General features: G+C 62.1%; 27 protein-coding genes. 14 read left to right on the top strand and 13 right to left on the bottom strand.

Going from position 1 to position 24946, the window contains the following annotated elements:
* Positions 1-83: 83 nt before the first annotated feature.
* Complete coding sequence (locus BSY240_RS18795; RefSeq protein WP_069043328.1) at positions 84-878, bottom strand: response regulator; 795 nt, start codon at positions 876-878, stop codon at positions 84-86.
* 152 nt (positions 879-1030) lie between these two features.
* On the opposite strand from BSY240_RS18795, the gene BSY240_RS18790 reads away from it, so the two are divergent.
* Positions 1031-1228, top strand: coding sequence for a NepR family anti-sigma factor (locus tag BSY240_RS18790; protein ID WP_069043327.1), 198 nt, complete (start codon positions 1031-1033; stop codon positions 1226-1228).
* A gap of 51 nt (positions 1229-1279) precedes the next feature.
* Here the strand turns inward: BSY240_RS18790 and BSY240_RS18785 are convergent, their stop codons facing one another.
* Together BSY240_RS18785 and BSY240_RS18780 are read right to left on the bottom strand one after the other, a co-directional pair.
* Positions 1280-1723, bottom strand: a complete 444-nt coding sequence (locus tag BSY240_RS18785; RefSeq protein WP_054147939.1) for a hypothetical protein — start codon at positions 1721-1723, stop codon at positions 1280-1282.
* 2 nt (positions 1724-1725) lie between these two features.
* Positions 1726-2079 carry a DUF883 family protein gene (locus BSY240_RS18780; protein ID WP_054147938.1) on the bottom strand — a complete coding sequence of 118 codons (354 nt, stop codon included), beginning with the start codon at positions 2077-2079 and terminating at the stop codon, positions 1726-1728.
* A gap of 218 nt (positions 2080-2297) precedes the next feature.
* Here BSY240_RS18780 and BSY240_RS18775 point away from each other — a divergent pair, with 218 nt between their 5' ends.
* The gene (locus tag BSY240_RS18775) at positions 2298-2495 is read left to right on the top strand and encodes a CsbD family protein (RefSeq protein ID WP_054147937.1); all 198 of its coding nucleotides are present in this window, start codon (positions 2298-2300) and stop codon (positions 2493-2495) included.
* A 66-nt stretch (positions 2496-2561) separates the two neighbouring features.
* Here the strand turns inward: BSY240_RS18775 and BSY240_RS18770 are convergent, their stop codons facing one another.
* Positions 2562-3419 carry an aromatic ring-hydroxylating oxygenase subunit alpha gene (locus BSY240_RS18770; RefSeq protein ID WP_069043326.1) on the bottom strand — a complete coding sequence of 286 codons (858 nt, stop codon included), beginning with the start codon at positions 3417-3419 and terminating at the stop codon, positions 2562-2564.
* Positions 3420-3535: 116 nt separating this feature from the next.
* Between BSY240_RS18770 and BSY240_RS18765 the strand changes: the two genes are divergently transcribed.
* From BSY240_RS18765 to BSY240_RS18745, 5 genes are all read left to right on the top strand, one after another.
* The gene (locus tag BSY240_RS18765) at positions 3536-3817 is read left to right on the top strand and encodes a hypothetical protein (RefSeq protein WP_171901597.1); all 282 of its coding nucleotides are present in this window, start codon (positions 3536-3538) and stop codon (positions 3815-3817) included.
* The gene (locus BSY240_RS18760) at positions 3814-4485 is read left to right on the top strand and encodes a Rieske (2Fe-2S) protein (protein ID WP_069043325.1); all 672 of its coding nucleotides are present in this window, start codon (positions 3814-3816) and stop codon (positions 4483-4485) included. Before BSY240_RS18765 ends, BSY240_RS18760 begins: the two co-directional genes overlap by 4 nt.
* The gene (locus BSY240_RS18755; protein ID WP_069043324.1) at positions 4485-5111 is read left to right on the top strand and encodes a glutathione S-transferase family protein; all 627 of its coding nucleotides are present in this window, start codon (positions 4485-4487) and stop codon (positions 5109-5111) included. The genes BSY240_RS18760 and BSY240_RS18755 overlap by 1 nt, the downstream gene beginning before the upstream one ends.
* Positions 5112-5170: 59 nt before the next feature.
* Positions 5171-6127: a D-2-hydroxyacid dehydrogenase gene (locus BSY240_RS18750; protein ID WP_069043323.1), complete on the top strand. Its 957-nt coding sequence runs from the start codon at positions 5171-5173 to the stop codon at positions 6125-6127.
* A gap of 72 nt (positions 6128-6199) precedes the next feature.
* On the top strand, positions 6200-7273 hold the full coding sequence (locus BSY240_RS18745) for an enoyl-CoA hydratase/isomerase family protein (RefSeq protein WP_069043322.1): 1074 nt from the start codon (positions 6200-6202) through the stop codon (positions 7271-7273).
* Positions 7274-7507: 234 nt separating this feature from the next.
* Here BSY240_RS18745 and BSY240_RS18740 read toward each other — a convergent pair whose 3' ends face one another.
* From BSY240_RS18740 to BSY240_RS18730, 3 genes are all read right to left on the bottom strand, one after another.
* Positions 7508-7963 carry a MarR family winged helix-turn-helix transcriptional regulator gene (locus tag BSY240_RS18740; RefSeq protein WP_069043321.1) on the bottom strand — a complete coding sequence of 152 codons (456 nt, stop codon included), beginning with the start codon at positions 7961-7963 and terminating at the stop codon, positions 7508-7510.
* Positions 7956-9104 (bottom strand): Acg family FMN-binding oxidoreductase, encoded by a 1149-nt coding sequence (locus BSY240_RS18735; RefSeq protein WP_236759281.1) that lies wholly within the window; start codon positions 9102-9104, stop codon positions 7956-7958. The genes BSY240_RS18740 and BSY240_RS18735 overlap by 8 nt, the downstream gene beginning before the upstream one ends.
* 233 nt (positions 9105-9337) lie before the next feature.
* Entirely contained in the window at positions 9338-10747 is a 1410-nt protein-coding gene (locus BSY240_RS18730; protein ID WP_069043320.1) for a helix-turn-helix domain-containing protein, read from the bottom strand.
* 134 nt (positions 10748-10881) lie between these two features.
* Here BSY240_RS18730 and BSY240_RS18725 point away from each other — a divergent pair, with 134 nt between their 5' ends.
* The 7 genes from BSY240_RS18725 (at position 10882) to BSY240_RS18695 (ending at position 20246) form a co-directional block, all read left to right on the top strand.
* Positions 10882-12414, top strand: coding sequence for an acyl-CoA carboxylase subunit beta (locus BSY240_RS18725; protein WP_069043319.1), 1533 nt, complete (start codon positions 10882-10884; stop codon positions 12412-12414).
* A gap of 90 nt (positions 12415-12504) precedes the next feature.
* Positions 12505-13419 (top strand): glutathione-dependent disulfide-bond oxidoreductase, encoded by a 915-nt coding sequence (gene yghU / locus BSY240_RS18720; RefSeq protein WP_069043318.1) that lies wholly within the window; start codon positions 12505-12507, stop codon positions 13417-13419.
* 10 nt (positions 13420-13429) lie between these two features.
* Positions 13430-13807, top strand: a complete 378-nt coding sequence (locus tag BSY240_RS18715; protein WP_069043317.1) for a hypothetical protein — start codon at positions 13430-13432, stop codon at positions 13805-13807.
* A 4-nt stretch (positions 13808-13811) separates the two neighbouring features.
* On the top strand, positions 13812-14225 hold the full coding sequence (locus tag BSY240_RS18710; RefSeq protein WP_054147926.1) for a hypothetical protein: 414 nt from the start codon (positions 13812-13814) through the stop codon (positions 14223-14225).
* A gap of 68 nt (positions 14226-14293) precedes the next feature.
* Positions 14294-16303, top strand: a complete 2010-nt coding sequence (locus BSY240_RS18705) for an acetyl-CoA carboxylase biotin carboxylase subunit (protein WP_069043316.1) — start codon at positions 14294-14296, stop codon at positions 16301-16303.
* 185 nt (positions 16304-16488) lie between these two features.
* Complete coding sequence (gene scpA, locus BSY240_RS18700; protein ID WP_069043315.1) at positions 16489-18624, top strand: methylmalonyl-CoA mutase; 2136 nt, start codon at positions 16489-16491, stop codon at positions 18622-18624.
* Positions 18625-18650: 26 nt separating this feature from the next.
* The gene (locus BSY240_RS18695; protein ID WP_069043314.1) at positions 18651-20246 is read left to right on the top strand and encodes a GMC family oxidoreductase; all 1596 of its coding nucleotides are present in this window, start codon (positions 18651-18653) and stop codon (positions 20244-20246) included.
* A 10-nt stretch (positions 20247-20256) separates the two neighbouring features.
* On the opposite strand, the gene BSY240_RS18690 is transcribed toward BSY240_RS18695, so the two are convergent.
* From BSY240_RS18690 to BSY240_RS18665, 6 genes are all read right to left on the bottom strand, one after another.
* A complete protein-coding gene (locus BSY240_RS18690) occupies positions 20257-21057 on the bottom strand; it encodes an ABC transporter permease (protein ID WP_054147922.1) in 801 nt (266 codons plus the stop codon).
* Positions 21054-21908 carry an ABC transporter permease gene (locus BSY240_RS18685; protein WP_069043313.1) on the bottom strand — a complete coding sequence of 285 codons (855 nt, stop codon included), beginning with the start codon at positions 21906-21908 and terminating at the stop codon, positions 21054-21056. The genes BSY240_RS18690 and BSY240_RS18685 overlap by 4 nt, the downstream gene beginning before the upstream one ends.
* Complete coding sequence (locus BSY240_RS18680; protein ID WP_069043312.1) at positions 21905-22939, bottom strand: ABC transporter ATP-binding protein; 1035 nt, start codon at positions 22937-22939, stop codon at positions 21905-21907. The genes BSY240_RS18685 and BSY240_RS18680 overlap by 4 nt, the downstream gene beginning before the upstream one ends.
* 25 nt (positions 22940-22964) lie before the next feature.
* Complete coding sequence (locus BSY240_RS18675) at positions 22965-23399, bottom strand: type II toxin-antitoxin system VapC family toxin (protein WP_054147919.1); 435 nt, start codon at positions 23397-23399, stop codon at positions 22965-22967.
* A complete protein-coding gene (locus tag BSY240_RS18670; protein WP_054147918.1) occupies positions 23396-23635 on the bottom strand; it encodes a type II toxin-antitoxin system Phd/YefM family antitoxin in 240 nt (79 codons plus the stop codon). The genes BSY240_RS18675 and BSY240_RS18670 overlap by 4 nt, the downstream gene beginning before the upstream one ends.
* Before the next feature lie 221 nt (positions 23636-23856).
* Entirely contained in the window at positions 23857-24867 is a 1011-nt protein-coding gene (locus BSY240_RS18665; protein ID WP_236759389.1) for an ABC transporter substrate-binding protein, read from the bottom strand.
* Positions 24868-24946: the final 79 nt, after the last annotated feature.

Raw genomic sequence — 24946 nt, 5'->3', positions numbered from 1 at the left:
CTGCTCCGCCATAATCGGCATCTGGGACCGGCTCCGTCTGCCGGTCCATTCCTCGCTCTAACCTATGCCCCAAAAGAGCTATATCAAGCCTGCTCGGTCACGCGCTCGTTGAAGAAAAGCGCTTGGCTGATCAAAGCCTTGACCATGTCGGGGTTGAACGGCTTGGTGACCAGGAAGGCAGGCTCCGGACGCTCGCCGGTCAACAGACGTTCCGGGAATGCCGTGATGAAGATGACCGGGATACTATCGACCTTGAGGATGTCGTTCACGGCATCGATGCCCGAGCTTCCATCCGCAAGCTGGATGTCGGCGAGGACCATTTTCGGGCTGGTACGCTTGTAGAGATCGACGGCTTCGGCATGGGTACGGGCGATGCCGGTCACGCGGTGACCGAGGTCTTCGACCATCTGCTCGATGTCGAGCGCGATCAGAGGCTCGTCTTCGATGATCATGATATCGGTGGCCACCTGGCGGGAGATTTCCATCGAGGCCTCGTTGAAGAGCGCGTTGAATTCGGCTTCGCCGACGCTCAGCACACTGGCCGCTTCAGAGGTGGTGAAGCCTTCGACCGTGATCAGAAGGAAGGCGTGGCGCGCGCGCGTCGGCACCGATGCAAGGTTGGCGGCGGCCCGCTTTTCCCAGGCAAAGGGCGAGGTGATCTGCGGAAGCTCGACCTTGGTTGAATCGTAGATCGTCACGAACAGCTTGTAGAGAGCGACACGGTCATCACCAGTGTCGGGAAAAATGGAGATGTCGGCGATCAGCGCTTCCAGGACCGCTGCGACATAGGCATCTCCGGAAGTCTGCGAACCGGTGACGGCGCGAGCATAACGCCGCAGGTAAGGAAGATGGACAGCGACGCGGGCAGTAAGGGACATGCAGTTCTCCAATCGAAATGGATAAAGGTGCGGACTCGGCAGAAAACGCGGCTCGGAAAAAAATGTTCCATCGTCTTTGGAACTTTTTTGCCTCTTCGGGCTTATCACGTTAATTGTCGTCTCGCTTGGCAAACTGACGGAACTGGACAGACATGGCTGAAGGCCCTCCGGATGGAAACAAATCGAAGAAACTGTCCGAGGCAAAGCGGCAAAACACGAACGCGCTCATAGCTTCAAAGCTTCGTGGATACTACGACAGCATCGTGGAAGAAGGCACTCCGTCACATCTTCTCGACCTGCTGGAAAGGCTTCACGACGCGGAAGCAGAAGCCAGGTCCAGGAAACCCTGACATGTCGACGGCCGGGCTTCGAAAAGCCCAGCCTGCAATCAAAAGCGCTCGTCAATCACGATCGCTGCCGATACCTTGCGATTTGGCGACCCCGTAGGCGACCGCTGCAATCGCCGCGGCAGTCAGCAGGGACCGTCCCTTCATCAGCGCCGGCACACCGGCCAATAGCTGCAGCGTCATCGGATCAGGCAGCCGTGCCCTTGCAGCCCTTTGACGGGCTTCCATGCGCCGTTCGGCGCGACGGTTGATCGCCTGAACCACGACAATGACGATGATGGCGCAAAGCGCCGTCACGCCAGCAATGACCAGAGCCGCATAGACTGGACCGATCACGCCGCTCAGGTAGAATCCGAGCGCCAGAAGCAGCGCGACATAGGTCGTCAGCCCCAACACACCGGCGATCGCACCCGCCATCACTGAGCGCCCGACCTTGTTGGCGGTCGGCCGCACCTTGCCAAAGGCGACGATGCCTAGTTGTCTAAGGAGTGGCAGCATGATCAGCGCCGGCTGAGAAGCGCAAGGACGTAGCCGACGCCGGCTGCCATGGCGAGCGACTGAAGCGGCTTGGCGCGAACATAGGCCTCGATGTCTTCTTCGGCATTCATGAAGCGCTCGCGCGCGCTGTCGATGTACTCCTGCGAGGTTTCACCGGCCTGACGGATCTTGCCGCCACCGAAGGAGGCAACGGTCTGGGTCAGCGCAGCGATATCGCGGCGCAGGGCCTCGAGGTCGGCCTGGACGTCACCGCTGGTTGCGGTACCCGCCGTATTCGCCGTGTCTTCGATGCGGTCCGCGAAATCGTTTGCCGTCGCTTCGATCTTGCTTTTGGAGGCGCTCGGTACCTGGGCCATGGAATTCTCCTTCGCTTGTTCATGAAATGCAGTTCACAACAAGAACGCCGAGACAGGGCGAGTGTTCCATCATGTACCCGGGCTTTTCTTAGCCATGGCAAGGCCGACCCGAATCTTGACGCGCCCCTTACTGGACAGTGGAACTTCCGTCCGGCCGCCGACGTTTTCAGCGCCGAGGACATCACGCCTCGACATTTCACCAACACGGGAGAAATCCGATGAATTGGAATCAGATCGAAGGCAATTGGGAACAGTTCAAGGGCAAGGCCCAGAGCCAGTGGGGCAAGCTGACCGGTGACGATCTCGACGTCATCGCCGGCAAGCGCACGGAACTCTCCGGCAAGATCCAGGCTGCCTATGGCAAGACCCAGGAAGAAGCCGATCGCGAGATCGACGACTGGATGAGCCGCAGCTGAGACTGACAGGTTTTAGAATGCCCGGAACCCGGAAGCCCCCCGCTTCCGGGTTTTTTTCATTGGCCCTCAGGCGGCCACCGTGCTGGCGCCGTAAGTCACGCCCTTTTCCTTCAGCCAGCGGCGATAAGCGATCGAGGACGCGTCGGCCCGCGTCGGCACTTCCTTGCGCGGTTCCAGCGGCAGAAGCACGGGCCGCTGGTTTTCCAGTATAATCCGGTCCTGCAGGAAGATCATCTGCTGGAAATGGATAAGCTCCGTCGTCGTCGAGACATCGTCGATCAGATACATGATCGGATGCGCCCGGCAGCGGCCAGGATCAAGCGGCTGGACGAAGAGGCCGATGACATCCCAGCGATTGGTGGCGTTGGGACAAGTCTTATAGAGGATCGTCGTGAACGGCGTCATCACCCGGTACATGTATTGCGTGGTGATACCGTCAGACGCAGACAGAGCGGCCTGCGGCTGGAAGAAGGTGCAGTTGGTCGCCCAGACCTCGTCTGCCTCGCGCCGGATCTCGACATCGTAGCTCTGCACTTCCGTATGCGGCTCTGCCCCCAGAACGTCGGTATGGACGAAGGGGAAATGCGCCATGTCGAGAAAGTTCTCGACGATGCGAAGACCTGATGCCTTCACGGTGACCACACCGCAGGGCACGTAGCGTCTATCAGGCTCGTCGGCCTCCGGCAGCGGAAAGATCTCGCGCTCGGGCTGGCCCAGTGTCGCCCAGAGAAAGCCGAAGCGATGGCGTAGCGGCAGCGGCTCCGCCCGCCCCTGGGCAAAGACCTCGATCGCCCCATCCGCCTGCTTGACGACGGTAAGATCCGTCCCGAGCAGCCGGTTCTGCGATCGACCAACCGGGATCACCGCCTCGGTATCGAGCACATACCACTGATCAAGCGACGCCTTGTCGATACCGTTCTGCATAATCTGTCTTTCCTCTGGAGCACGGGAGAAACCGCTTGAAACCCGATCTCGCCCGCCGCTAGATTGCCCAAAAATTAGAGCGCGCACAATTGCAAGGCAACACTGATCCCCATCCGATGACGGCGAAAGCCGACCATATGACCGTCGGCTTCACCTTTTCCGGAAGGCTGGAGCCGCAGGGCTTCATTGCGTTTGCCGAACATCGCGCTGCGCGCCTGTCGCTCGGGCTGACGATTGCGGCCTGCGACCACGATCGCTGTCGCCTGACACTATCAGGCCCGGAAGCCCTGATCGACGCCTTCGAAATGGCTGTTAGCCTCGGCCCCTATGACAGCATCGTGCTTGACGTATCAAGATTTCAAACCGACGAAGACCTGCCCGCAAAGGCCGCATCATGACATCAGCCTCTCCCTGGATCCCCGTTGCCCTCTCCGCCGACATCGAAACCGGCACCTCCGCCGGAACGCTCGTTAACGGCGAGGAACGTGTTGTCTGGCGTGACGACGAGGGCGAAATCCACGTCTGGGAGGACCGCTGTCCGCATCGCGGCATGCGCATGAGCTTCGGCTTCGTGCGCGGCGACCACATCGCCTGCCTCTATCACGGCTGGCGCTATGACACGTCAGGCCTATGTCGCTACATCCCGGCCCATCCCGATCTCGAGGTACCCCAGACCATCAAGGTCCCGACCTTTGCCGCAACCGAACGCGCCGGCATTGTCTGGATGGCGCCGGACGGAGCAGATGCGGCCGAGCTCTCGACACTACCCGAGACGGCTGAACCCGTTCGCAGCCTCTTCCTCGACCTGTCGACGAACGCGGCTTTGCTGGCGGTGACGGCAGCCCCACCCGAGGGGTACCGGCCGGTCGAGAGCGAGACCGGCACAGTGACATTGCAAGGGAACGACGTGACCGTCCTGATCGCAGCCCAACCCCGCAACGCCGGCCGGACCGCCTTGCACATCACGGTGACCGGACACACCGCCGCAGCCCTTCGCCGCGACCTGATCCTCTGGGCCACGGAGCTGCGCAACCGCGTTGAAGCCCAGATGGTGGAGGCAGCGTGATGATCAGGCTTTACGATTACCACCTCGACGAAAACGGTTTTCGCGTCCGCCTTCTCCTCTCCATGCTCGGCCTTTCCTTTGAGACGGTTGCCGTCGACAAGGCACCCGGCCGCGAGCAGGAAATGCCGCATATGCTGGCGCTCAACCCGACCGGCACGCTGCCCATTCTTGAGGACGGCGACGTCAGGCTTTTCGGCACGGCTGCGATCCTCGCCTATCTCGTCCGCGCTCATGCGCCCGACAGTGGTTGGCTGCCGGCCGATGCCGCAGACTTCGGCCGCGTCCAGCAATGGCTGGGCTTTTCCGGCCGCGAACTGAAGCACGCCGTGGACGCCCGCGAGGCAGCTCTCTTCACCTCAGAGGGCGCAAGCGAGACGGATCTCAAGGCAGCCCGCAAAGCCTTCCGCATCATGGAAGACCACATGACGCTGCGGCAGGTCGAAGGATCAGACTGGTTCGTCGGCAACACCCCAACGCTGGCCGATCTGGCACTCCTTCCGAGCTTCGCTTTGTCGCGCGACAGCAGCATCGACCATGACGAATACCCGGCCCTTCGCCGTTGGCTACGCCGCTTCCGCGCGCTTTCAGGCTTCATCACCATGCCGGGCGTACCGGATTACCACTGACCTGCCTTGCTGGCCGAAAACGCCTCGGCTAGGTCGGAGGACCAGCAGGGAGGTTCGCCATGATCCGCATCGTCTTTCTCGACCGCGACACGCTGTCGCCGGAAACCGTGGTCCGCGCGCCCTCGATGCCGCATGAGATGGTGGTCCATGCCCGCACCGCCCCGCATGAAGTGGCTGAGCGCATCCGCGACGCCGATGTCGTGATCACCAACAAGGCCCCTGTCCGTGCCGAGGCGCTCGCCGGCGCCGCGAAGCTGAAGCTGATCGCCGTCTCCGCCACCGGCACCGACATTGTCGATCTCACCGAGGCCAAGGCGCGTGGCATAGCCGTCTGCAACATCAGGAACTACGCCAAGCACACGGTGCCCGAACACACCTTCGCCCTGATGCTCGCGCTGCGTCGGTCGATCCTGCCCTATCGCCAGTCGGTGATCGAGGGACGCTGGCAGCAGGCCGCGCAATTCTGTTATTTCGATTATCCCATCGCCGACCTCGGTGGCTCGACGCTCGGGATCATCGGCCATGGCACGCTTGGCCAGTCGGTGGGAAAGATCGCCGAGGCCTTCGGCATGACGGTGCTGGCCGCCGGTCGTCGCGGCGCAACAGAACTGAAGCCGGGCCAGACGGCCTTCGACGAGGTCCTGAAGCGCTCTGACGTCATCACCCTCCACTGCCCGCTGACACCGGAAACCCGCGGCGTGATCGGTGAGCGGGAATTCGCCCTGATGGAGCGCCGCCCATTGCTCATCAACACCGGCCGTGGCGGTCTCGTCGACGAACTGGCGCTGGAAAAGGCGCTCGATGCCGGCCAGATATCCGGCGCCGGCTTCGACGTGACCGATGGCGAACCGCCCGCACAAAACAGCCCAATGATGCGCATTGCTAACAGAGAAAACGTCATCCTCACGCCGCACGTTGCCTGGGCAAGTCGCGAGGCGATCCAGGCGCTGGCCGACCAGTTGATCGAGAACATCGAGCTCTTTCTCGCAGGGACCCCGCGCAATCTCGTGACCTGATCCAACCAAGGCAGCCCTTGCCCTTTGGCCGCGACGCATGTCTAACTCTTTCAAAAGACAAGGGAGGACGGCATGCGTTATCTGGAGGCGGACTATCAGGGCGGGGAAATCCTGACGGCGAAAAAGGGCGCGCTCGGCCTTGTGGCACTCAACCGACCACGTGTGCTGAACAGTCTCTCCCACGACATGATCCTGGATTTCGGCAAGGCGCTCGATGCCTTCGAGGCCGACCCGCAAGTCGCAGCCGTGCTCGTCACCGGCGAGGGCGAGCGCGGGCTTTGCGCCGGCGGCGACATCAGGATGTTCTATGAAAGCGGCAAGGCCGGCGATGGCAAGGCCTCCCACTTCCTCAAGGCCGAATACCGCCTGAATGCCCGCATCGCTGGCTTCAAGAAACCTTACATCGTCGTGATGGACGGCATCACCATGGGCGGCGGCGTCGGGGTCTCCAGCCATGGCAGCCACCGCATCGTCACCGAAACGACGAAACTCGCCATGCCCGAAACCGGTATCGGCTTCTTCCCCGATATCGGCGCCACCTGGCTGCTCTCCCGCGCACCCGGCGAACTCGGCACCTGGATGGGCCTAACCGGCGAGGCGGTGAACGGCGCGGATGCCATCACCGCGGGCTTTGCCGACTGGTATGTTCCGCAGGACCGCGTAGCGGAACTGCTGGAGCGGATCGCAGCCCTACCTGCACCCGCCCTTGGCCAATCGATCGCCTCGACGATCCGCGACTACACGGTGGACGGCCCGAAAGGCATCTTCTCCGAAGGCCGCGACATGATCGACCGCTGCTTCGCCTTCGACACGGTGGAGGAGATCGTCGCAGCCCTAGAGGAAGAAGGCGGAGACCTCGCCGACAGAACGCTTATCGCCATGCGCGCGAAATCGCCGACCAGCCTGAAGGTGACGCTCAGGATGCTGCGCGAGGCCCGCCGCTCCAAGGACCTCGAAACCTGCCTCGAACGCGAATTCGCCGGCACCTGCCAAGTGGTCAAGGTCCCCGACTTCTACGAAGGCATCCGGGCTGCGATCATCGACAAGGACAGGAACCCGAAATGGTCCCCGGCGACGCTGGAGGATGTGGCGCCGGAGAGCGTCGAGGCGTTTTTTGTTGCGAGGGATGAGCGGTTGTTTGGGTAGTACTTGAGCGCATCAACGTACCGACCGACTGGATGCAACCAACAATGACCATCGCGTCACCCATGAGCCGTGAAGGATCTGCCGTTTTGCGCCAGAAGCGGACATGAGCTTCCTTTGCGTGTTCAGACAATGTGTCCTCGTTGTGCTTTCCGGAGATCGGTATGGCTGCTTCGACAAGATCGTCAGGAACCGTGCATTCATGGCGTTCGACCAGCCTATTGAAAGTGCCGCAGCCTATGGTGAAGCGTCACGGTCTGTATCGAGGAATTTCCGCAACACTTCGAGATCAGGCAGCAAGCGCGCGACATGGTCAGGGGGAACGGCGGCTGCAATCCGCTTGAGATCTGGCGCGAGTGCGTCGATCGCATCCTGCCGGAACTTTCGCCCTGCATCCGTAATGTGGACCAGTTTTGATCGGCCATCCCCAGGGTTCTTGCGGATCTCGATCAGGCCCGCCTGTTCCAGAACGGCCAGCGAGTGCGTCATCGATGTCTTGGGCACCTGAAAGGCGCTGGCTATGGCAAGAGGCGTGCGGCCGTCGCCCACGCGGACCAAATGGTTCAACACATAAAATTGCGCTGCAACGAAGCCCGGCGGCAACCGGGCTTCCAGCAGGCTGCGTGAAAGCTGCCCGATGATGCCGATTTCGTTGAAGAGCCGGAAGTAGTCGGGCATTGCGCTTTCAGACATTCATGATCCTGCTCTCCAAAGGCCAACGCGGGCTGTTTCCGGCAGCCGGACCATAGCCGATGCGCGACAGCATTTGAACCGTGCCCCCATCTGGTGCAAGGCGTTCATGCACTTGGCCGTAGGGCCCTGCCATCTCCGGAAACTCCTGCAAGGCCTGGCTGAGGGGCTGGAACCCAAGGCCCAGATCCGTCGCTGCAAGGTTGACGCGCAGCCAGTCCGCCCCCGTGGCGATCTGCGTTTCGCGGCTGTTGTCGGCGGCGACCAACCAGACATGTCCCATCGCGGTATCGGCATTGGCGTAGATCGCGTCCATGCCGGACTTGAAGGCGAAACTCGTCGGGTCGGCCGCGATTTCACGGCTGAACATGCCTGTCAGGTGCATCGTTTCGAACATAGGTCCCGAAAAGTCGATGCCATCAGGGTTGGCATCCACTTCCCGGCGTCCGATACGGAAGAGATCGACGCTCTCCTGATAGGTGTGCGGCGTCTCGACCTCGATTCGCAGCGCTTCGCGCGTCAACGCGCGCAATTTGGCCGTTTCCGCCGGGTCAATAGTGCCTCCGAACCGCGTGCCGTTGCTGGCTGCCGCAGCCATCTGCGCAAGCATGTCGGGTGCGAGCGGGCGGCTCATGTCGAACGGTTCCTTGTTGGAGCGCCGGGCCGGCACCAGTGCGAATAGGGGATCGCGCGCAACCGTCGGATCAGCTGTGAGGGTGATGCGCGCGATGGGGCGTCGGTCGAGGGCCGTGGCGCTGCTGCCGAGCGGGAAGAGCGTCATGGCGGCGCGGTAGCCATCTTCTGCTGCGGCCATGCGCAGGACTTCCAGAAAACACCCCAGCCCGATCACGATCTGTCGGTTGAAGGGATCGGTGTGTGGCAAGAGGCGGTCAGTGTCCGCATGCAGCGTGATAACGCCGTCCTCGGACACATCCGCCAGCCACGGCTGGCGATTGTGCGGGTTCGGGGCCAGGAGCGCCCATGACAGGGCCCGCATCCGCGGGTCCTCATAGCTGCCCGCGAGCTCCCAGGGAAGGTAAGCCGTTTGCGGCATGCGTGTCGCCGCGTATCCGAAGGCACCGCCGGCTGCCAGAACAGCCCCGCCGCCAACAAGGAAAATCATCTTGCGCCGTGTCAGGTTCATCGCCATCCCCTTTGGTTCGATATCGAACTATGTAGTGCGACATCGAACCAAAGTCAAATGACGGTTGATTTGGGCAGTGCGTCTCGGGGGCATCTGCTCCCGCCGGCAAGGCTGTAGCAAGCGCTGACAGCTGGTTCGGTGAAGCCGAACCGAGGCAATCCGCTGATGCTGGTCGTCGGTTTTGGGCCGAATGCAGCCAACGATGCGCCCTGCCCCAACGAGAAAGATACCCCTCACTCAATCTCATACGGCATCGGGTTCCGCACCCGATGATCCACCACAAGCTTCCTTTTCAGCGGCGGCACGGCGCGGCTGGTGCATTTGACGCGCTCGCAGATGCGGCAGGAAATGCCGATCGGGTCAAACGCGCCGCGGTTGGAGAGGTCGAGGTCGTCGGCATAGACGAAGGCGCCGGCATAGGAGATCTCGCAGCCAAGCGCCAAGGCATAGCGCGGATTGGCGGCGCGGAAGCCGGCGGAGCCTTTTGAAACTTGCGTCGCGATGCAGAGATAGCGCACGCCATCGGGCGTTTCCGCCGTCTGACGGATGATCCGGCCCGGCGTCTCGAAGGCCTGATGCGCATTCCACAGCGGACAGGCAGCACCAAAGCGGGCAAATTGCAGGCGGGCCGCACTATGCCGCTTGGTGATATTGCCGGCCCGGTCGATGCGGGCAAAGAAGATCGGCACGCCCTTGAGGCCCGGTCGCTGCAAGGTCGAGAGGCGGTGGCAGACCTGTTCGAGCGAGGCCTCGAAACGGGCGGCGAGCAGTTCGATGTCGTGGCGGAGATCCCGCGCCGCGGTGAGGAAGCTGCGATAGGGCAGGATCAGCGCACCGGCGAAATAGTTGTAGAGCCCCATGCGACAGATCTCGACCGCCTCTTCGCTGCGGAAATTCGCCTGTTTCAGCACCTGGTCGATCTTGGTGGCGGCGGCGAGCTGGGCGATCTGGATGGCAATCTGGAAATCGCGGGTGGGGGCCGAGGCATAGCGGCTGACGGTCAGGATCCGCCCCACCGGATCGAAGCGGCGGATGGCCTCATCGCCCGCCTCGCCGCGCAAGACGCGCACGCCATGTTTCGCCTCGAGATGGCCTGAAAGGGCCGCGTAATTCTCCCCCTCCCCGAGCTTCAGTTCCGTCGCCAGTTGCTCGGCGGCAAGGTCGAGATCGTGGATATAGTTGTCGACGAAGTGGAAGAAGTCGCGCACCTCGTCGTAAGGCGTCACCTCCTGGCTGGGTGCTGCCCCCAGCCGATCGTCGAGGCTGGCCAGCTGCTCGTTGCCGCGCCTGTAAGCCTGGTGGGCTGCAATCAGCGCATGGGCAAAACCCGGTGCATTCTGGGTGACGAGCTTAAGCTCCTGCAGGCTCGGCGAATAGGTCTCGAACAACGGATCGGAGAGCGCCTCCGTCAGCGCCGACATCAGCCGGTCGTTCTGGCCGGAGGAAAGCTCGGTGATATCAATGCCGAACTTTTCCGCCAGCGACAGCAGCACCGAGGCCGAGACCGGGCGCTGATTGTTTTCAATCTGGTTGAGATAGCTGGTGGAAATGCCGACCATATCGGCAAACTGCGCCTGGGTGGCGCCGTTGGACTGGCGGATGTCGCGGACCTTGCGGCCGATGAAGAGTTTTCCGATGGCCATTTCGCAAATTCGCAATTTTCACTTTGCAAATTCATAAATCCACAGATGCACCTGTTCAACTGTTTTCTTCTGCGGCACAGTGGAATAGGTGTCACAGCAAGGCTTAAGAGCCAGAAGACCATTCGGGAGGAAGCATGTCGACGATCCTGGACCAGCTCGAAGCGCGACGCGCGGAGGCCCGCCTCGGCGGCGGCGAAAAGCGCATTGCCGCCCAGCACGGCAAGGGCAAGCTGACCGCCCGCGAGCGCATCGAGGTCCTGCTCGACGAAGGCTCGTTCGAAGAATACGACATGTATGTCACGCACCGTTGCGTGGATTTCGGCATGGAGACCCAAAAGGTGCCGGGCGATGGCGTCGTCACCGGCTGGGGCACGATCAACGGCCGCCAGGTCTATGTCTTCTCCCAAGATTTCACTGTGCTCGGCGGCTCGCTGTCGGAAACCCATGCCCAGAAGATCTGCAAGATCATGGACATGGCGATGAAAACAGGCGCGCCAGTCATCGGCCTGAATGATTCCGGCGGCGCCCGCATCCAGGAAGGTGTGGCCTCGCTGGCCGGTTATGCCGATGTCTTCAAGCGCAATGTCGATGCATCAGGCGTCATCCCGCAGATCTCCGTGATCATGGGCCCCTGTGCCGGCGGTGCCGTCTATTCGCCCGCCATGACCGATTTCATCTTCATGGTGCGGGACAGCTCCTACATGTTCGTCACCGGCCCCGACGTGGTGAAGACCGTCACCAACGAGATCGTCACGGCGGAAGAACTGGGCGGCGCCTCCACCCACACGAAAAAATCCTCCGTCGCCGATGGCGCCTATGAAAACGACGTGGAGGCGCTGGAACAGGTTCGCCTGCTTTTCGACTTCCTGCCGCTCAACAACCGCGAAAAGCCGCCGGTCCGCCCCTTCCATGATGATCCCGCCCGCATCGAGATGCGGTTGGACACGCTGATCCCCGATAGCTCCAACAAGCCCTACGACATGAAGGAGCTGATCTACGCGCTGGCCGACGAGGGCGATTTCTTCGAGATCCAGGAGGCCTTTGCGAAGAACATCATCACCGGCTTCATCCGCATGGAGGGCCAGACGGTCGGCGTCGTCGCCAACCAGCCCATGGTGCTCGCCGGCTGCCTGGACATCGATTCATCGCGCAAGGCTGCGCGCTTCGTCCGCTTCTGCGATGCCTTCTCGATCCCGATCCTGACGCTGGTCGACGTGCCCGGCTTCCTGCCCGGCACCGCCCAGGAATATGGCGGCGTCATCAAGCATGGCGCAAAACTCTTGTTCGCCTATAGCCAGGCAACCGTGCCGATGGTGACCCTCATCACCCGCAAGGCCTATGGCGGTGCCTATGACGTCATGGCTTCCAAACATATCGGCGCCGATATCAACTATGCCTGGCCGACTGCCGAAATCGCCGTGATGGGCGCCAAGGGGGCCACCGAAATCCTCTACCGCTCGGAACTCGGCGATGCCGAGAAGATCGCGGCGCGAACTAGGGAATACGAAGTCAACTTCGCCAATCCCTTCAAGGCGGCCGAACGCGGCTTCATCGACGAAGTGATCATGCCGCATTCCTCCCGCCGCCGCATTGCCAAGGCCTTTGCCAGCCTCCGCAACAAGCAGGTCGGCACCCATTGGAAGAAGCACGACACGATCCCGTTGTAACGACCGATTGAGAGTGGGCAAGGACGACACGGAAGGCCTATATAACTCTCGGCGCGCCCGAGGCGCATCACCGAGAAAGGACCCGATTTCATGACCGAGACAAAATTCCCGCCCGAGAAGAACCTGCCTGCCGGCTATCAGCCGCCGAAGGTCTGGACCTGGGAGCCCGGCAATGGCGGCGCCTTTGCCAGCATCAACCGCCCGATTTCAGGCGCGACGCATGACAAGGAACGCCCGGTCGGCAAGCATCCGCTGCAGCTCTATTCGCTCGGCACGCCGAACGGCCAGAAGGTGACGATCCTGCTCGAGGAGCTGCTGGCATCAGGCCATGAAGGTGCTGAATACGATGCCTGGCTGATCAATATCGGCAATGGCGACCAGTTTTCCTCGGGCTTTGTCGAGGTTAACCCGAATTCCAAGATCCCGGCCTTGATGGACCATCAGCCTGTCGATGGCGGAGAGCCGATCCGACTGTTCGAGTCAGCCTCGATCATGACCTACCTCGCGGAGAAATTCGGCGCCTTCCTGCCGACCGAGACCCGCGCCCGGGCCGAGACGCTGAACTGGCTGTTCTGGCAGATGGGCTCCGCCCCCTTCCTCGGCGGCGGCTTTGGCCATTTCTACACCTATGCGCCGATGAAGATCCAATATGCCATCGACCGCTACGCCATGGAGGTGAAGCGCCAGATGGATGTGCTGAACCGCCACCTCGCCAACAACGAGTTCATGGCCGGCAAGGATTACACGATCGCCGATATGGCCATCTGGCCCTGGTATGGACGTCTCGCTCTGCACGGCGCCTATGACGATGCCGGCACTTTTCTGTCGGTCGACGAATACGAACATGTCCAACGCTGGACGAAACAGCTCGCAGCCCGCCCGGGTGTGAAGCGCGGCGCGATCGTCAACAAGACCTCCGGCCCGCTCTCCGAACAGCTGCATGAACGCCACGATGCCTCCGACTTCGACACGAAGACGCAGGACAAACTGGCCGGTCAGGCGTGAGGAGAAAACCATGAGCAAAGCGCCCGACATGATCAAACATCGGGGTTTTCCATCCGGCATGCCGGGGACCGGTGTGCAGTTCACCATTCGCCGCGCCAATGACAAGGGTGTCACCCCGATCAAGACCCTGCCGCGCAAGGCGCGGCCAGGGACGAAGGAGCACCGGATCGACGCTGCCTTTCTGCATGCGCTCTGGCACCAGTTCGGGGCAGAACCATTCGTCCGCGGCAATCTCGATGCAGCCCGCCTCAGCCTGTTGTTTGGTCGCGAGGTCGTGGCCGTGAACAAGGACTTCGACCCTCATTCCTATGACGAAATGCTTGTCATAAACGAGAGGGTGGCGCGCAAGAGCTTCCCGGAATCCTTCGAAGACGTGTTCGAGGTTTAAGACAATGGCAAAAGATCCGCTCATGCCGAAACATCAGGGCTTTCCCTTGGGATTGCCCGGAACGCAATGGCAATACACGATCCGCCGGCCAAACCCGAAGGTCACGCCCGTCACCAACTGGCCGCGCCACCGCACCATGGACCAGACGGTGGCACTCGCCGACCTCGGCTTCATGCAGGCGCTCTGGCAGTTTTTCGGCACCGAACCCTTCGAGCGCGGTAATCTCGACGGCGAACGCCTCTGCCGCCTCTTCGGCCGCGAAGTCATCGCCGCCGAACGCGGCTTTGATCCACAATCCTATTTCGCCAAGCTGAAGATCAACGAAGCGCTAGCCCGAAAGAATTTTCCGGAAGCCTTCGGCGAGGTGAAGAACGAGCAGAGCGTGGCCAAGGGCTTGAAGAAGAAGGTGCAGGAATAGTCGGCAGATATAGCGCTTGAGCGTCTGGCGGCTGTGTCCGGATGATAAACGGCAGGGAGAGAACATAAATGATCCAGAAAATCCTCATCGCCAACCGTGGCGAAATTGCCTGCCGGGTCATCAAGACCGCGAAGAAGCTCGGCATCAAGACGGTCGCCGTCTATTCCGATGCCGACCGCAATGCGCTGCATGTCGCGATGGCCGATGAGGCGGTGCATATTGGCCCGGCGCCGTCGAACCAGTCCTATATCGTCATCGACAAGATCCTCGATGCCATCAGGCAGACCGGCGCCGATGCGGTTCATCCCGGCTACGGCTTCCTCTCGGAAAACGCCGCCTTTGCCGAAGCGCTGGAAAAGGCAGGCGTCACCTTCATCGGCCCACCGGTTGGCGCGATCCAGGCCATGGGCGACAAGATCACCTCGAAGAAGCTGGCAGCAGAAGCCGGCGTCTCAACGGTTCCGGGTCATATGGGCCTCATTGCCGATGCCGACGAGGCAGTGAAGATCTCCGATCAGATCGGTTATCCCGTCATGATCAAGGCCTCTGCCGGCGGCGGCGGCAAGGGTATGCGCATCGCCTGGAATGCCGAAGAGGCCCGCGAAGGTTTCCAGTCGTCGAAGAACGAGGCGAAGAATTCCTTCGGCGACGACCGCATCTTCATCGAAAAATTCGTCACCGAACCGCGCCATATCGAGATCCAGGTGCTCGGCGACAAACACGGCACCGTGCTTTATCTCGGCGAGCGCGAATGCTCGATCCAGCGGCGAAACCAGAAGGTTATCGAAGAGGCTCCCTCGCCCTTCCTCGATGCCGCCACCCGCAAGGCCATGGGCGAACAGGCCGTGGCACTGGCAAAGGCCGTCGGCTATCACTCCGCCGGCACTGTCGAGTTCATCGTCGATGGCAAGCAGAACAAGTTCTACTTCCTCGAGATGAACACCCGCCTGCAGGTCGAGCATCCCGTCACTGAACTGGTGACCGGCCTTGATCTCGTCGAGCAGATGATCCGTGTCGCGGCGGGCGAGAAGCTCTCATTCGGCCAGGACGACGTGAAGCTGAACGGCTGGGCGATCGAAAGCCGGCTTTACGCCGAAGACCCCTATCGCAACTTCCTGCCCTCGATCGGTCGCCTCTCCCGCTACCGCCCGCCGGCAGAGGGAACGAGCGCTGAAGGCACCGTTGTTCGCAACGACACCGGCGTCTTCGAAGGCGGCGAGATTTCGATGTATTACGACCCGATGATCGCCAAGCTCTGCACCTGGGCCCCCGATCGTCTCACTGCAATTGACGCGATGTCGGAGGCGCTCGACAGTTTCGAAGTCGAAGGCATCGGCCACAACCTGCCCTTCCTCTCGGCCGTGATGAACCAGGACCGTTTCCGCTCCGGCAAGATCACCACGGCCTATATCGCCGAAGAGTTCAAGGACGGCTTCACCGGCGTAACGCCAGATGCGGCCTCGGCGGAAAAGCTCGCCGCCATCGCCACCGTCATCAACCACCGCCTGCAGGCGCGCGCGATCCAGATCTCCGGCGCCATTGGCAATCATACCCGCAAGCTCGGCAAGGACTGGGTCGTCAATCTGGCAGGTGGCGACCATGCGCTGGCCGTCACCGAAGGCACCGGCAACACGCGCATCGCCTTCGAGGCCGGCAATGAGTTCGTGATCGCCACCGGCTGGCAGCCGGGTCAGACACTCGCCCATGTCGACATCGGCGGCGAGACGCTGGCAGTGAAGGTCGACCTAAAGGGCCCCGCCATCCGGCTGCGCTGGCGCGGCATGGATGTCACCGCCCGCGTCCGCTCGCCACGTGTGGCAGCCCTCGCCAAGCTGATGCCGGAAAAGCTGCCGCCGGATACGTCCAAGATGCTGCTCTGCCCCATGCCGGGTGTCATCACCGGTGTCGCTGTCAAGGAAGGCGAGACCGTCGAGGCAGGCCAGGCGCTCGCCACCGTCGAGGCGATGAAGATGGAAAACATCCTGAAGGCCGAGCGCCGCGGCACCGTGAAGAAGATCGTCGTCAAGCCGGGCCAGAGCCTCGCGGTCGATGAGTTGATTATGGAGTTCGAGGGGTAGCCATCTCCCCTCAGGAGACTGCCCCTCATCCGCCTGCCGGCACCTTCTCCCCGTGAACGGGGAGAAGGCTGAGATGGCACCGCTTGCTCCTCCCTCTCCCCGCTTGCGGGGAGAGGGCAGGGTGAGGGGCAAACAGGAATACTAGTCGTCGGCCCGCAGTCCGTGCGGAGCAGGGAGAAGACCGGATGACCAAGAAAACCATCGCCGACTGGCAGGCGCTTGCCGAGAAGGAATTGAAGCGTCCAGCCGACAGCCTTGTCTGGGAGACGCCCGAGGGCATTCCGGTGAAGCCGCTTTATACGGCAGAGGACATCACCGGCATCGACCATCTCGACAGCCTGCCGGGCTTTGCCCCCTTCACCCGTGGTCCCCGCGCGACCATGTATGCCGGCCGTCCATGGACGATCCGGCAATATGCCGGTTTTTCGACAGCGGAGGAGAGCAATGCCTTCTACCGCAAGGCGCTTGCCGCCGGCCAGCAGGGCGTCTCCGTCGCCTTCGATCTAGCCACCCATCGCGGTTATGACTCGGATCATCCGCGCGTCGAGGGCGATGTCGGCAAGGCGGGTGTGGCGATTGACAGCGTCGAGGACATGAAGATCCTCTTCGACGGCATTCCACTTGAAGCCATCTCCGTATCGATGACCATGAATGGCGCCGTCATCCCAATCCTCGCCAATTTCATCGTCACCGGCGAGGAACAGGGTGTCTCGCGCGACAAGCTGTCCGGCACCATCCAGAACGACATCCTCAAGGAGTTCATGGTCCGCAACACCTATATCTATCCGCCCGAACCCTCGATGCGGATCATCGCCGACATCATCGAATACACGGCGAAGGAGATGCCGAAGTTCAACTCGATCTCGATCTCCGGCTATCACATGCAGGAGGCGGGCGCGACGCTGGTGCAGGAGCTTGCCTTCACGCTGGCCGACGGGCGCGAATATGTCCGCGCCGCCATCGCCAAGGGCCTGAATGTCGACGAATTCGCCGGCCGCCTCTCCTTCTTCTTTGCCATCGGCATGAACTTCTTCATGGAGGCCGCGAAACTCCGCGCCGCCCGCCTGCTCTGGACCCGCATCATGCAGGAATTCGAGCCGAAGAAGGCGTCGAGCCTGATGCTGCGCACCCATTGCCAGACCTCGGGCGTGTCGCTGGCCGAACAGGATCCCTATAACAACATCGTCCGCACCGCGTTTGAAGCGATGTCCGCCGTGCTTGGCGGCACCCAGTCGCTGCACACAAACTCCTTTGACGAGGCGATTGCGCTGCCGACGGAATTTTCCGCCCGCATTGCCCGCAATACCCAGCTGATCCTGCAGCACGAGACCGGTGTCACCAAGGTCGTCGATCCCCTCGCCGGCTCCTATTATGTCGAGAGCCTGACCAACGAGATGGCGGAAAAGGCCTGGGCTCTGATCGAGGAGATCGAGCGTCTCGGCGGCATGACCAAGGCCGTCGATGACGGCTTGCCGAAGCGCCTGATCGAGGAGGCGGCGACCCGTCGTCAGGCTGCTGTCGACCGGGCCGAAGAGGTTATCGTCGGCGTCAATAAATACCGCCTCGAAAACGAGGAACCGATCGACATTCTGCAGATCGACAACACAGCTGTCCGCCTGTCGCAGATCAAGCGTATCGAGCAGACACGCCGGCAGCGCGATCCGAAGCGGGTCAGCGAAACGCTGGCACGCCTGACGGACGTGGCACGCTCGGGCCAGGGCAACATCCTCGAAGCCGCCGTCGACGCCGCCCGCGCCCGCGCCACCGTCGGTGAGATCTCGGATGCCATGCGCGCCGTCTTCGGCGATCACGTTGCCGTGCCCGAAGTCGTGCATGACATCTACGGCAAGGCCTATGAAGGCGATCCGGAAATGGAGACGCTGTCGACCCGCCTCAAGGATTACGGCAAGGCCGCGTCCAAGCCGCGTATCCTGATCGCCAAGCTCGGCCAGGATGGCCATGATCGCGGCGCCAAGGTGATTGCATCCGCCTTTGGCGATATCGGCTTCGATGTCGTGGCAGGACCACTCTTCCAGACGCCGGACGAGGCAGCAGACTTGGCCGTCGCCAACAGGGTGCACGTGGTTGGACTGTCCTCGCTAGCCGCCGGCCACAAGACGCTCGCCCCGCAGCTGGTCGAGGCGTTGAAGGCCAAGGGGGCCAATGATGTCATCGTCGTCGTCGGCGGAGTCATTCCGCGCCAGGACTACGACTTCCTGCTGGAGCACGGTGTCTCCGCCGTCTTCGGTCCGGGCACGAATGTCATGGATGCCGCCCGCTCCGTGCTTGACCTGCTGGAGGGTCGCCTGCGAAACAGTTGAGACGCAGGCAGCGCTCGGGGAGGAGCATGGAAAGCTACGATTACATCATCATCGGGGCCGGTACTGCCGGCTGCCTGCTGGCCAACCGGCTCTCCGCCGATCCGTCCAGGCGCGTATTGTTGCTCGAAGCCGGCGGCAGCGACAACTATCACTGGATCCACATCCCGGTCGGTTATCTCTACTGCATCAACAATCCGCGCACCGACTGGTGCTTCAAGACGCAAGCCGAGCCAGGGCTGAACGGTCGCGCGATCGGCTATCCTCGTGGTAAGGTGCTGGGCGGCTGCTCCTCGATCAACGGTATGATCTATATGCGCGGCCAGGCCCGCGACTACGACCAGTGGCGCCAGATGGGCTGCGAAGGCTGGGGCTGGGATGACGTCCTGCCCCTGTTTAAAAGGACCGAGGACTTTCACAAGGGTGCCGACGACAAACATGGCGCCGGCGGCGAATGGCGCGTGGAGAAGGCCCGTCTCCGCTGGGACGTACTGGAAGCGTTTCGCGAGGCAGCCAAGCAGGCGGGCATTCCGGAAACCGATGATTTCAATCGTGGCGACAACGAAGGCTCCGGCTTCTTCGAGGTGAACCAGCGCTCCGGCATTCGCTGGAACACGGCAAAGGCTTTTCTGAAACCGATCCGGCACCGCAAGAACCTGACGATCCTCACCCGCGCTCATGTGAAGCGGCTGACGATCGAGGGCGACCGCGTGACCGGCGCCGAGGTGCATCACGACGGCGAGTTGAAGCGCTTTGCCGCCCGCCGCGAGGTGGTACTGTCCGCCGGCGCCATCGGCTCTCCGCAGATCCTGGAACTCTCCGGCATCGGCCGCGGTGAGGTCTTGCAGAATGCCGGCATCGAGACTGTTCGCGAGGTCCCGGCTGTCGGTGAAAACCTGCAAGACCATCTGCAGCTCCGCCTCGTCTTCAAGGTAACCGGCGTGCCGACCCTCAACGAACGCGCCTCCAGCCTCTACGGCAAGGCGATGATCGGCCTGGAATATGCGCTGCGCCGTTCAGGGCCGATGTCGATGGCCCCGAGCCAGCTCGGCATCTTCACCCGTTCGGGCCCGGACAAGGAGACCGCCGACCTAGAATACCATGTCCAGCCGGTGTCGCTCGACAAGTTCGGCGATCCCGTCCACCCCTTCCCGGCGATGACGGCGAGTGTCTGCAATCTCAGACCCGAAAGCCGCGGCTCGGTTCATATTGCTGGTCCCGACTTCGCCGCCCAGCCGAAGATCGCGCCGAACTATCTGTCCACGGCAGGTGACCGGGATGTCGCAGTCCGCTCGATCCGGCTTACCCGCCAGATCGCCGCTCAACCAGCCTTCGCCCGCTATCGTCCCGAGGAGTACCGCCCAGGACCGGCGCTCGAAAGTGATGCAGATCTGGAAAAGGCTGCGGGCGATATCGGCACGACGATCTTCCACCCTGTAGGCACCTGCCGCATGGGTGCGGACCCTGACAGCGTGGTGGACCCGCGCCTGAGGCTACGCGCACTGAAGGGCCTGCGCATTGCCGACGCCTCGGTCATGCCGACGATCACCTCGGGCAATACCAGTTCTCCGACCCTGATGATCGCCGAAAAGGCGGCTGCGATGATCCTGGAGGATCACCGCTGACACCAGTCCATCAGCTGCGATCGTCCGCATTCGCCCCGAGCAGTTTCGGCAGGTCGCCGAAGCGGGCGACGAGGCCGAAGATGATGGCCGCGACCGCCACGAACAGGATCGTTACCGAAGCCATGACCGGCGTGTAGCCGTAGCGCAGCGCGTTGAAGATCTTGATCGGCAGCGTCTCCATCACGAAACCGACCGTCATATAGGCGACGATGTATTCGTTGAGCGAGAGGACGAAAGCGAAGGCATAGCCGGAGACGAGATAGGGCGCGATCAGCGGCAGCACGACGGTGCGGAAGATGGTCCGGTCGTCGGCGCCCATGGTGGCGGCAGCCTCGACCAGTGAGCGATCGATCGCCGAGAACCCGAGCGACAGCGTCACCAGGGGCAGCGTCACGAAGAAGATCGCGTGGCTGATGACGGCCGTCCAGGGCTGGCCATAGAAACCGGTTGCCGCCCAGAAGGTGAGAAGTCCGAGCGCCGTGATAACAGGCGGCAGGGTGAACGGCGCGATGCCGAGCAGCTGGAAGACCTGCGCCCAGGGCGCAAGGCGCCGCCAGAGGAACCACGCAAGCGGCAGTGCAATCGCGACCGCAAGAGCCGCCGCGCAAAGCGCCAGGATGACCGAGGCGAACAAAGCCGCACGCCAGCCGGGATCGGTAAAGATCGCGCCATACCACGAGAGCGAAAATCCCTGCGGCGGGAAGTTGAGGCTCTGCTTGGCATTCACCGAAACGCCAGCAACCACGACGATGGGGGCCGCCAGAAAGATGCCGATCAGTGTGAAGTAGAGACGGGTCAGAGCCTTGTTCATGCCGCCTCTCCCTTTCGACCGATGAGCAGCGTGAGCGCCACCATGCCCAGCGTGACGAGCACGAGGAACACCGCCATCGCCGCCGCAAACGGCATGTTGGACTGGTAGATCGCCTGATCGGTAATCAGCACCGACAGCGTCCAATGCGAAGGACGGCCGAGGATCTGCGGCAGGAGATAGGAGCCGAGCGCGAAGATGAAGACCATGATCAGCGTTGCAATCAGCGTGTTGCGCAATGCCGGCACGACCACCGTGAAGAAGGCGCGGAGCGGCGAGGCACCAAGCGTGCGCGCCGCTTCCGTCAGTGTGGGGTCCAGCCTGACGAGAGCGGGATAGAGCACGAGGACCGTATAGGGCAGCGCCTGATAGGTCATGCCCGTCAGCACCGCGCCGAAATTCGGCATCAATGCCACGGAGCTTTCCATCAAGCCGACCATCACAAGCAGATTGGTGATGCCGGCCGTGCGCGAAAGCAGTGTCGACCACGCAAAACCGATGATCACCTCCGAAAGCGACAGGATGGAGAGGAGCGCCACGAGCCACAGCACCTGTGCTTTGCGCGACATGCGGGCGAGCAGATAGGTGAAGGGTAGCGCCAGCGTCACGCAGACGACGGCTACTACGATCGCCAGCATCAGCGAGAAGCTGAGCACGCCCCCAAAGAAGAACGACAGGAAACGGGCGTAATTGTCGAAGACAAAATCGGGCGAATAGAAGCCGGTCGGATCCCGCTTGAAGAAGGAGACGGCGATCATCGTCGCGAAGGGCACGACGAAGAACAGGATCAGCATGCCCGCCGGAAAGGCGAGCGGCGCATAGTCGAGCGCGGTTTTCGGGGGCTCGCGTCTCATGCCGACAGCACCACGGCGGTTTCGGGGTCGATGACGATGCCGACATCTTGGCCGACGGTGACGACGGGCCGCTCGCGCGGAGTCGAAACGGCGACGACTTCGGTACCGGACACATCGAGGAAGGTCTCGATCGTGCCGCCGAGATCGCGGATGAAGGTGACCTTGCCGGTGATGCGACCCTCGCCGGGGGCCGCGAGCTTCACGTCCTCGGGGCGAACCGAGAGGCTGGCCTGCCCATGCCCCGACGGTGCAGAAATTCCGGCGACGCTATGGCCGAGCACAAGCGCCGCCCCGCCCTGCGCGGTCAGCGGCAGGAGGTTGGTCGAACCGATGAAGTCGGCAACAAAACGGTCGGCCGGCTTGCGATAGATCTCGATCGGGCTCGCCGCCTGGCGGATCTTGCCGCCGCTCATCACGACGACCGTATCGGCCATGGTCATCGCCTCGCGCTGGTCATGGGTGACGACGATGGTCGTGATGCCGAGCTGCTGCTGCAGCTTGCGCAGCTCCACCTGCATCGCCTCGCGCAGCTTGGCATCGAGCGCCGACAGCGGCTCGTCGAGCAGGAACAGCTTCGGGGAAATGGCGAGCGCCCGGGCAATCGCCACGCGCTGCCGCTGGCCGCCAGAGAGTTTGTGCACCGGGCGGTCGGCATAACCGGTGAGGTGGATCATCGCGAGCAACTCGTCGACGCGCTTCACCTGCTCCTCACGACCGATGCCACGGATGCGCAAGGGATAGGCGATGTTCTGGCCCACAGTCAGATGCGGGAAAAGCGCCAGCGACTGAAAGACCATGCCGAGATCCCGCTTATGCGTCGGCACCTGGGTAATGTCTTGGCCATCGAGAACAATCGCACCATCGGTCGGGCTGTCGAGACCGGCGATCATCCGGAGCAGCGTGGTCTTGCCGCAGCCGGAGGGACCGAGCAGGCAAACGAAGGTGCCGTGCGGGACCGAGAGCTGGACCTGATCGACCGCCGTGAAGGGACCGAACTGCTTGGTGATGGAATTGAGAGCGAGGCCGGACATGGACTTCCAATCAGACGAATGTTGTTCAAAACGGTGCGAGACAGTCGACGCCCAGGGGCTCGAAGTCTCGGATATTGGCGGTTACGACTGTGAGGCCGTGGGTTTGCGCCGTTGCGGCGATGAGAATGTCGGCGAGTTCGATATTCAGCCCTCGCGCTAGCATTGCGCCTTCAAGCTTTCCAGCCACGAGCGCGACCTCAACATCAACAGGCAGAAACCGATCCTGGAAATCTGCCATCACGATGTCGATCCAATCGCGGAGACGCCGTGCTTTATCAAGGCTGCCCCCCTTCACACGCTCAAGCTTCACGATACCCTTTTCGATCTCCTGAAGCGTGATCGTCGAGGCATACAAAGCGTTCTTTCGCTGTTGCGCCTGAAGCCAGTCAATGAATTGCGGCGATGCCTTGCTGTTGGAGAGCAGCGACAACGCGTTGGTGTCGATGAGATACCCGGTCAAAGATCGACGTCTCGTCCACGGGAGGGATTGCGTTCAAAAACCATACCCGGCTCTGGAAAGGCCATCAGGTGCTCCAGGAAGTTGTGCTTTGGTTCCTGTTCAGCAGCACTCTCCACCGCCACCAGCGTCGCCACCGGCTTGCCGTCGCGCGTGATCGTCACGCTGCCGCCCTTGATCACCTCATCCACCAGTTCGGAAAGATCGGTATTCACATCGCGCACGCTGACCGTTGCCATGAGGTTGTCTCCGCTAAGATGCATACCGTATTCCTATCACGGGCGTGGAGATGCATCAAAATCCTAACGCAAACGCACCTCACCTTACCCTCTCCCCGCAAGCGGGGGAGAGGAAATGTTGGCGCTGAGCGAGCCGCCGTCTCCTTCTCCCCGCGTGCGGGGAGAAGGTGCCCGGCCCTTCGACAGACTCAGGGCGCGTGAGGGGCAACCGCCCTGCAAAATCAACCGACGATCAGTTCTGTCCACTTCTGGTTCAGCCAGTCCGACTTGGTCTGGTAGAGGTCGTAGCGCGGCGTGATCGGCTCGATATCCGAGGAGACCGAGGCGAATTCGGCATCGGTCAGGTCGAGCAGTTCGCGCTTGACCGTCGGGGCCGTGCCGACCTTGCGCGACAGGGTCGCCTGGATGGACGGCTGGCACATGTAATCGATGAAGACATGTGCTTCCTCGGTCTTGGCAGAAGCGCGTGACAGAGCCCAGCAGCCTGAGTCCTGAATGCCGCCTTCCTTCGGGAAGGTCGAGCGGACCGGCTGGCCATCGGCAGCGGCAAGGCCCGTAACGTCGTGGTAATACTGGCCCATCGGGATTTCGCCCGACTTCAGCGACTGCTCGAACTGGGCCTCGTCACGATACCAGAGGCGCACATTCGGCTTGACTTCTGCAAGCTTCTCCAGCGCCTTCAGGATACCCTCTTCGGTATCGAGCGCATTGGTGCCCCCCATATATGTCTTGGCAGTCACTTCCAGCAGGAAGGAGTTGGAGACGAGCGCGAGCAGGCCGAGCTTGTCGGCATTTGCCGGATCCCACAGCGCTTCCCAGGAGGTCGGAGCTTCCTTGTAGACATCGGTGTTGGTGACGAGCGTGATGTACCAGGCAACAGCACCGACGCCGGCGACGCGTCCATCCGGATACTTGTTGACGAAGCGGTCGATCAGGCCCGAGGCATTGCTGATCTTCGCCATGTCGATCGGCGCCCAGAGCTCGGTCGCCTGGCCCTTAAGCATGGCAACCTGCGACATCATCGAAAGGTCAGCCGGTGCCTGGCCGGCCTTGGCGGCCTGTTCCAGCTGCACGAGCCAGGCTTCACCCGTCGGCTCGGCGATGGATTCGACGGCAATGCCGGTCGCCTTGGTGAATTCAGGGAAGATGTTCTTGTCGAACGAATCCTTGAAGTAGCCGCCATAGACGCCGATCTTGATCGACTTGTCCTGGGCGCGCAGGATCGACGGCATGGCGAGAGCGCCGGCAACGGCGGCCGAGCCGGCGAGCACGCCGCGGCGGCTGACGGAAGTGGAGAGAATGTCTTTCATG

This window comes from Agrobacterium sp. RAC06, assembly GCF_001713475.1.
Taxonomy (GTDB): domain Bacteria; phylum Pseudomonadota; class Alphaproteobacteria; order Rhizobiales; family Rhizobiaceae; genus Allorhizobium.
The sequence above is the reverse complement of the archived record's forward strand: the minus strand, read 5'-3'. Positions and strand labels throughout refer to the sequence as shown.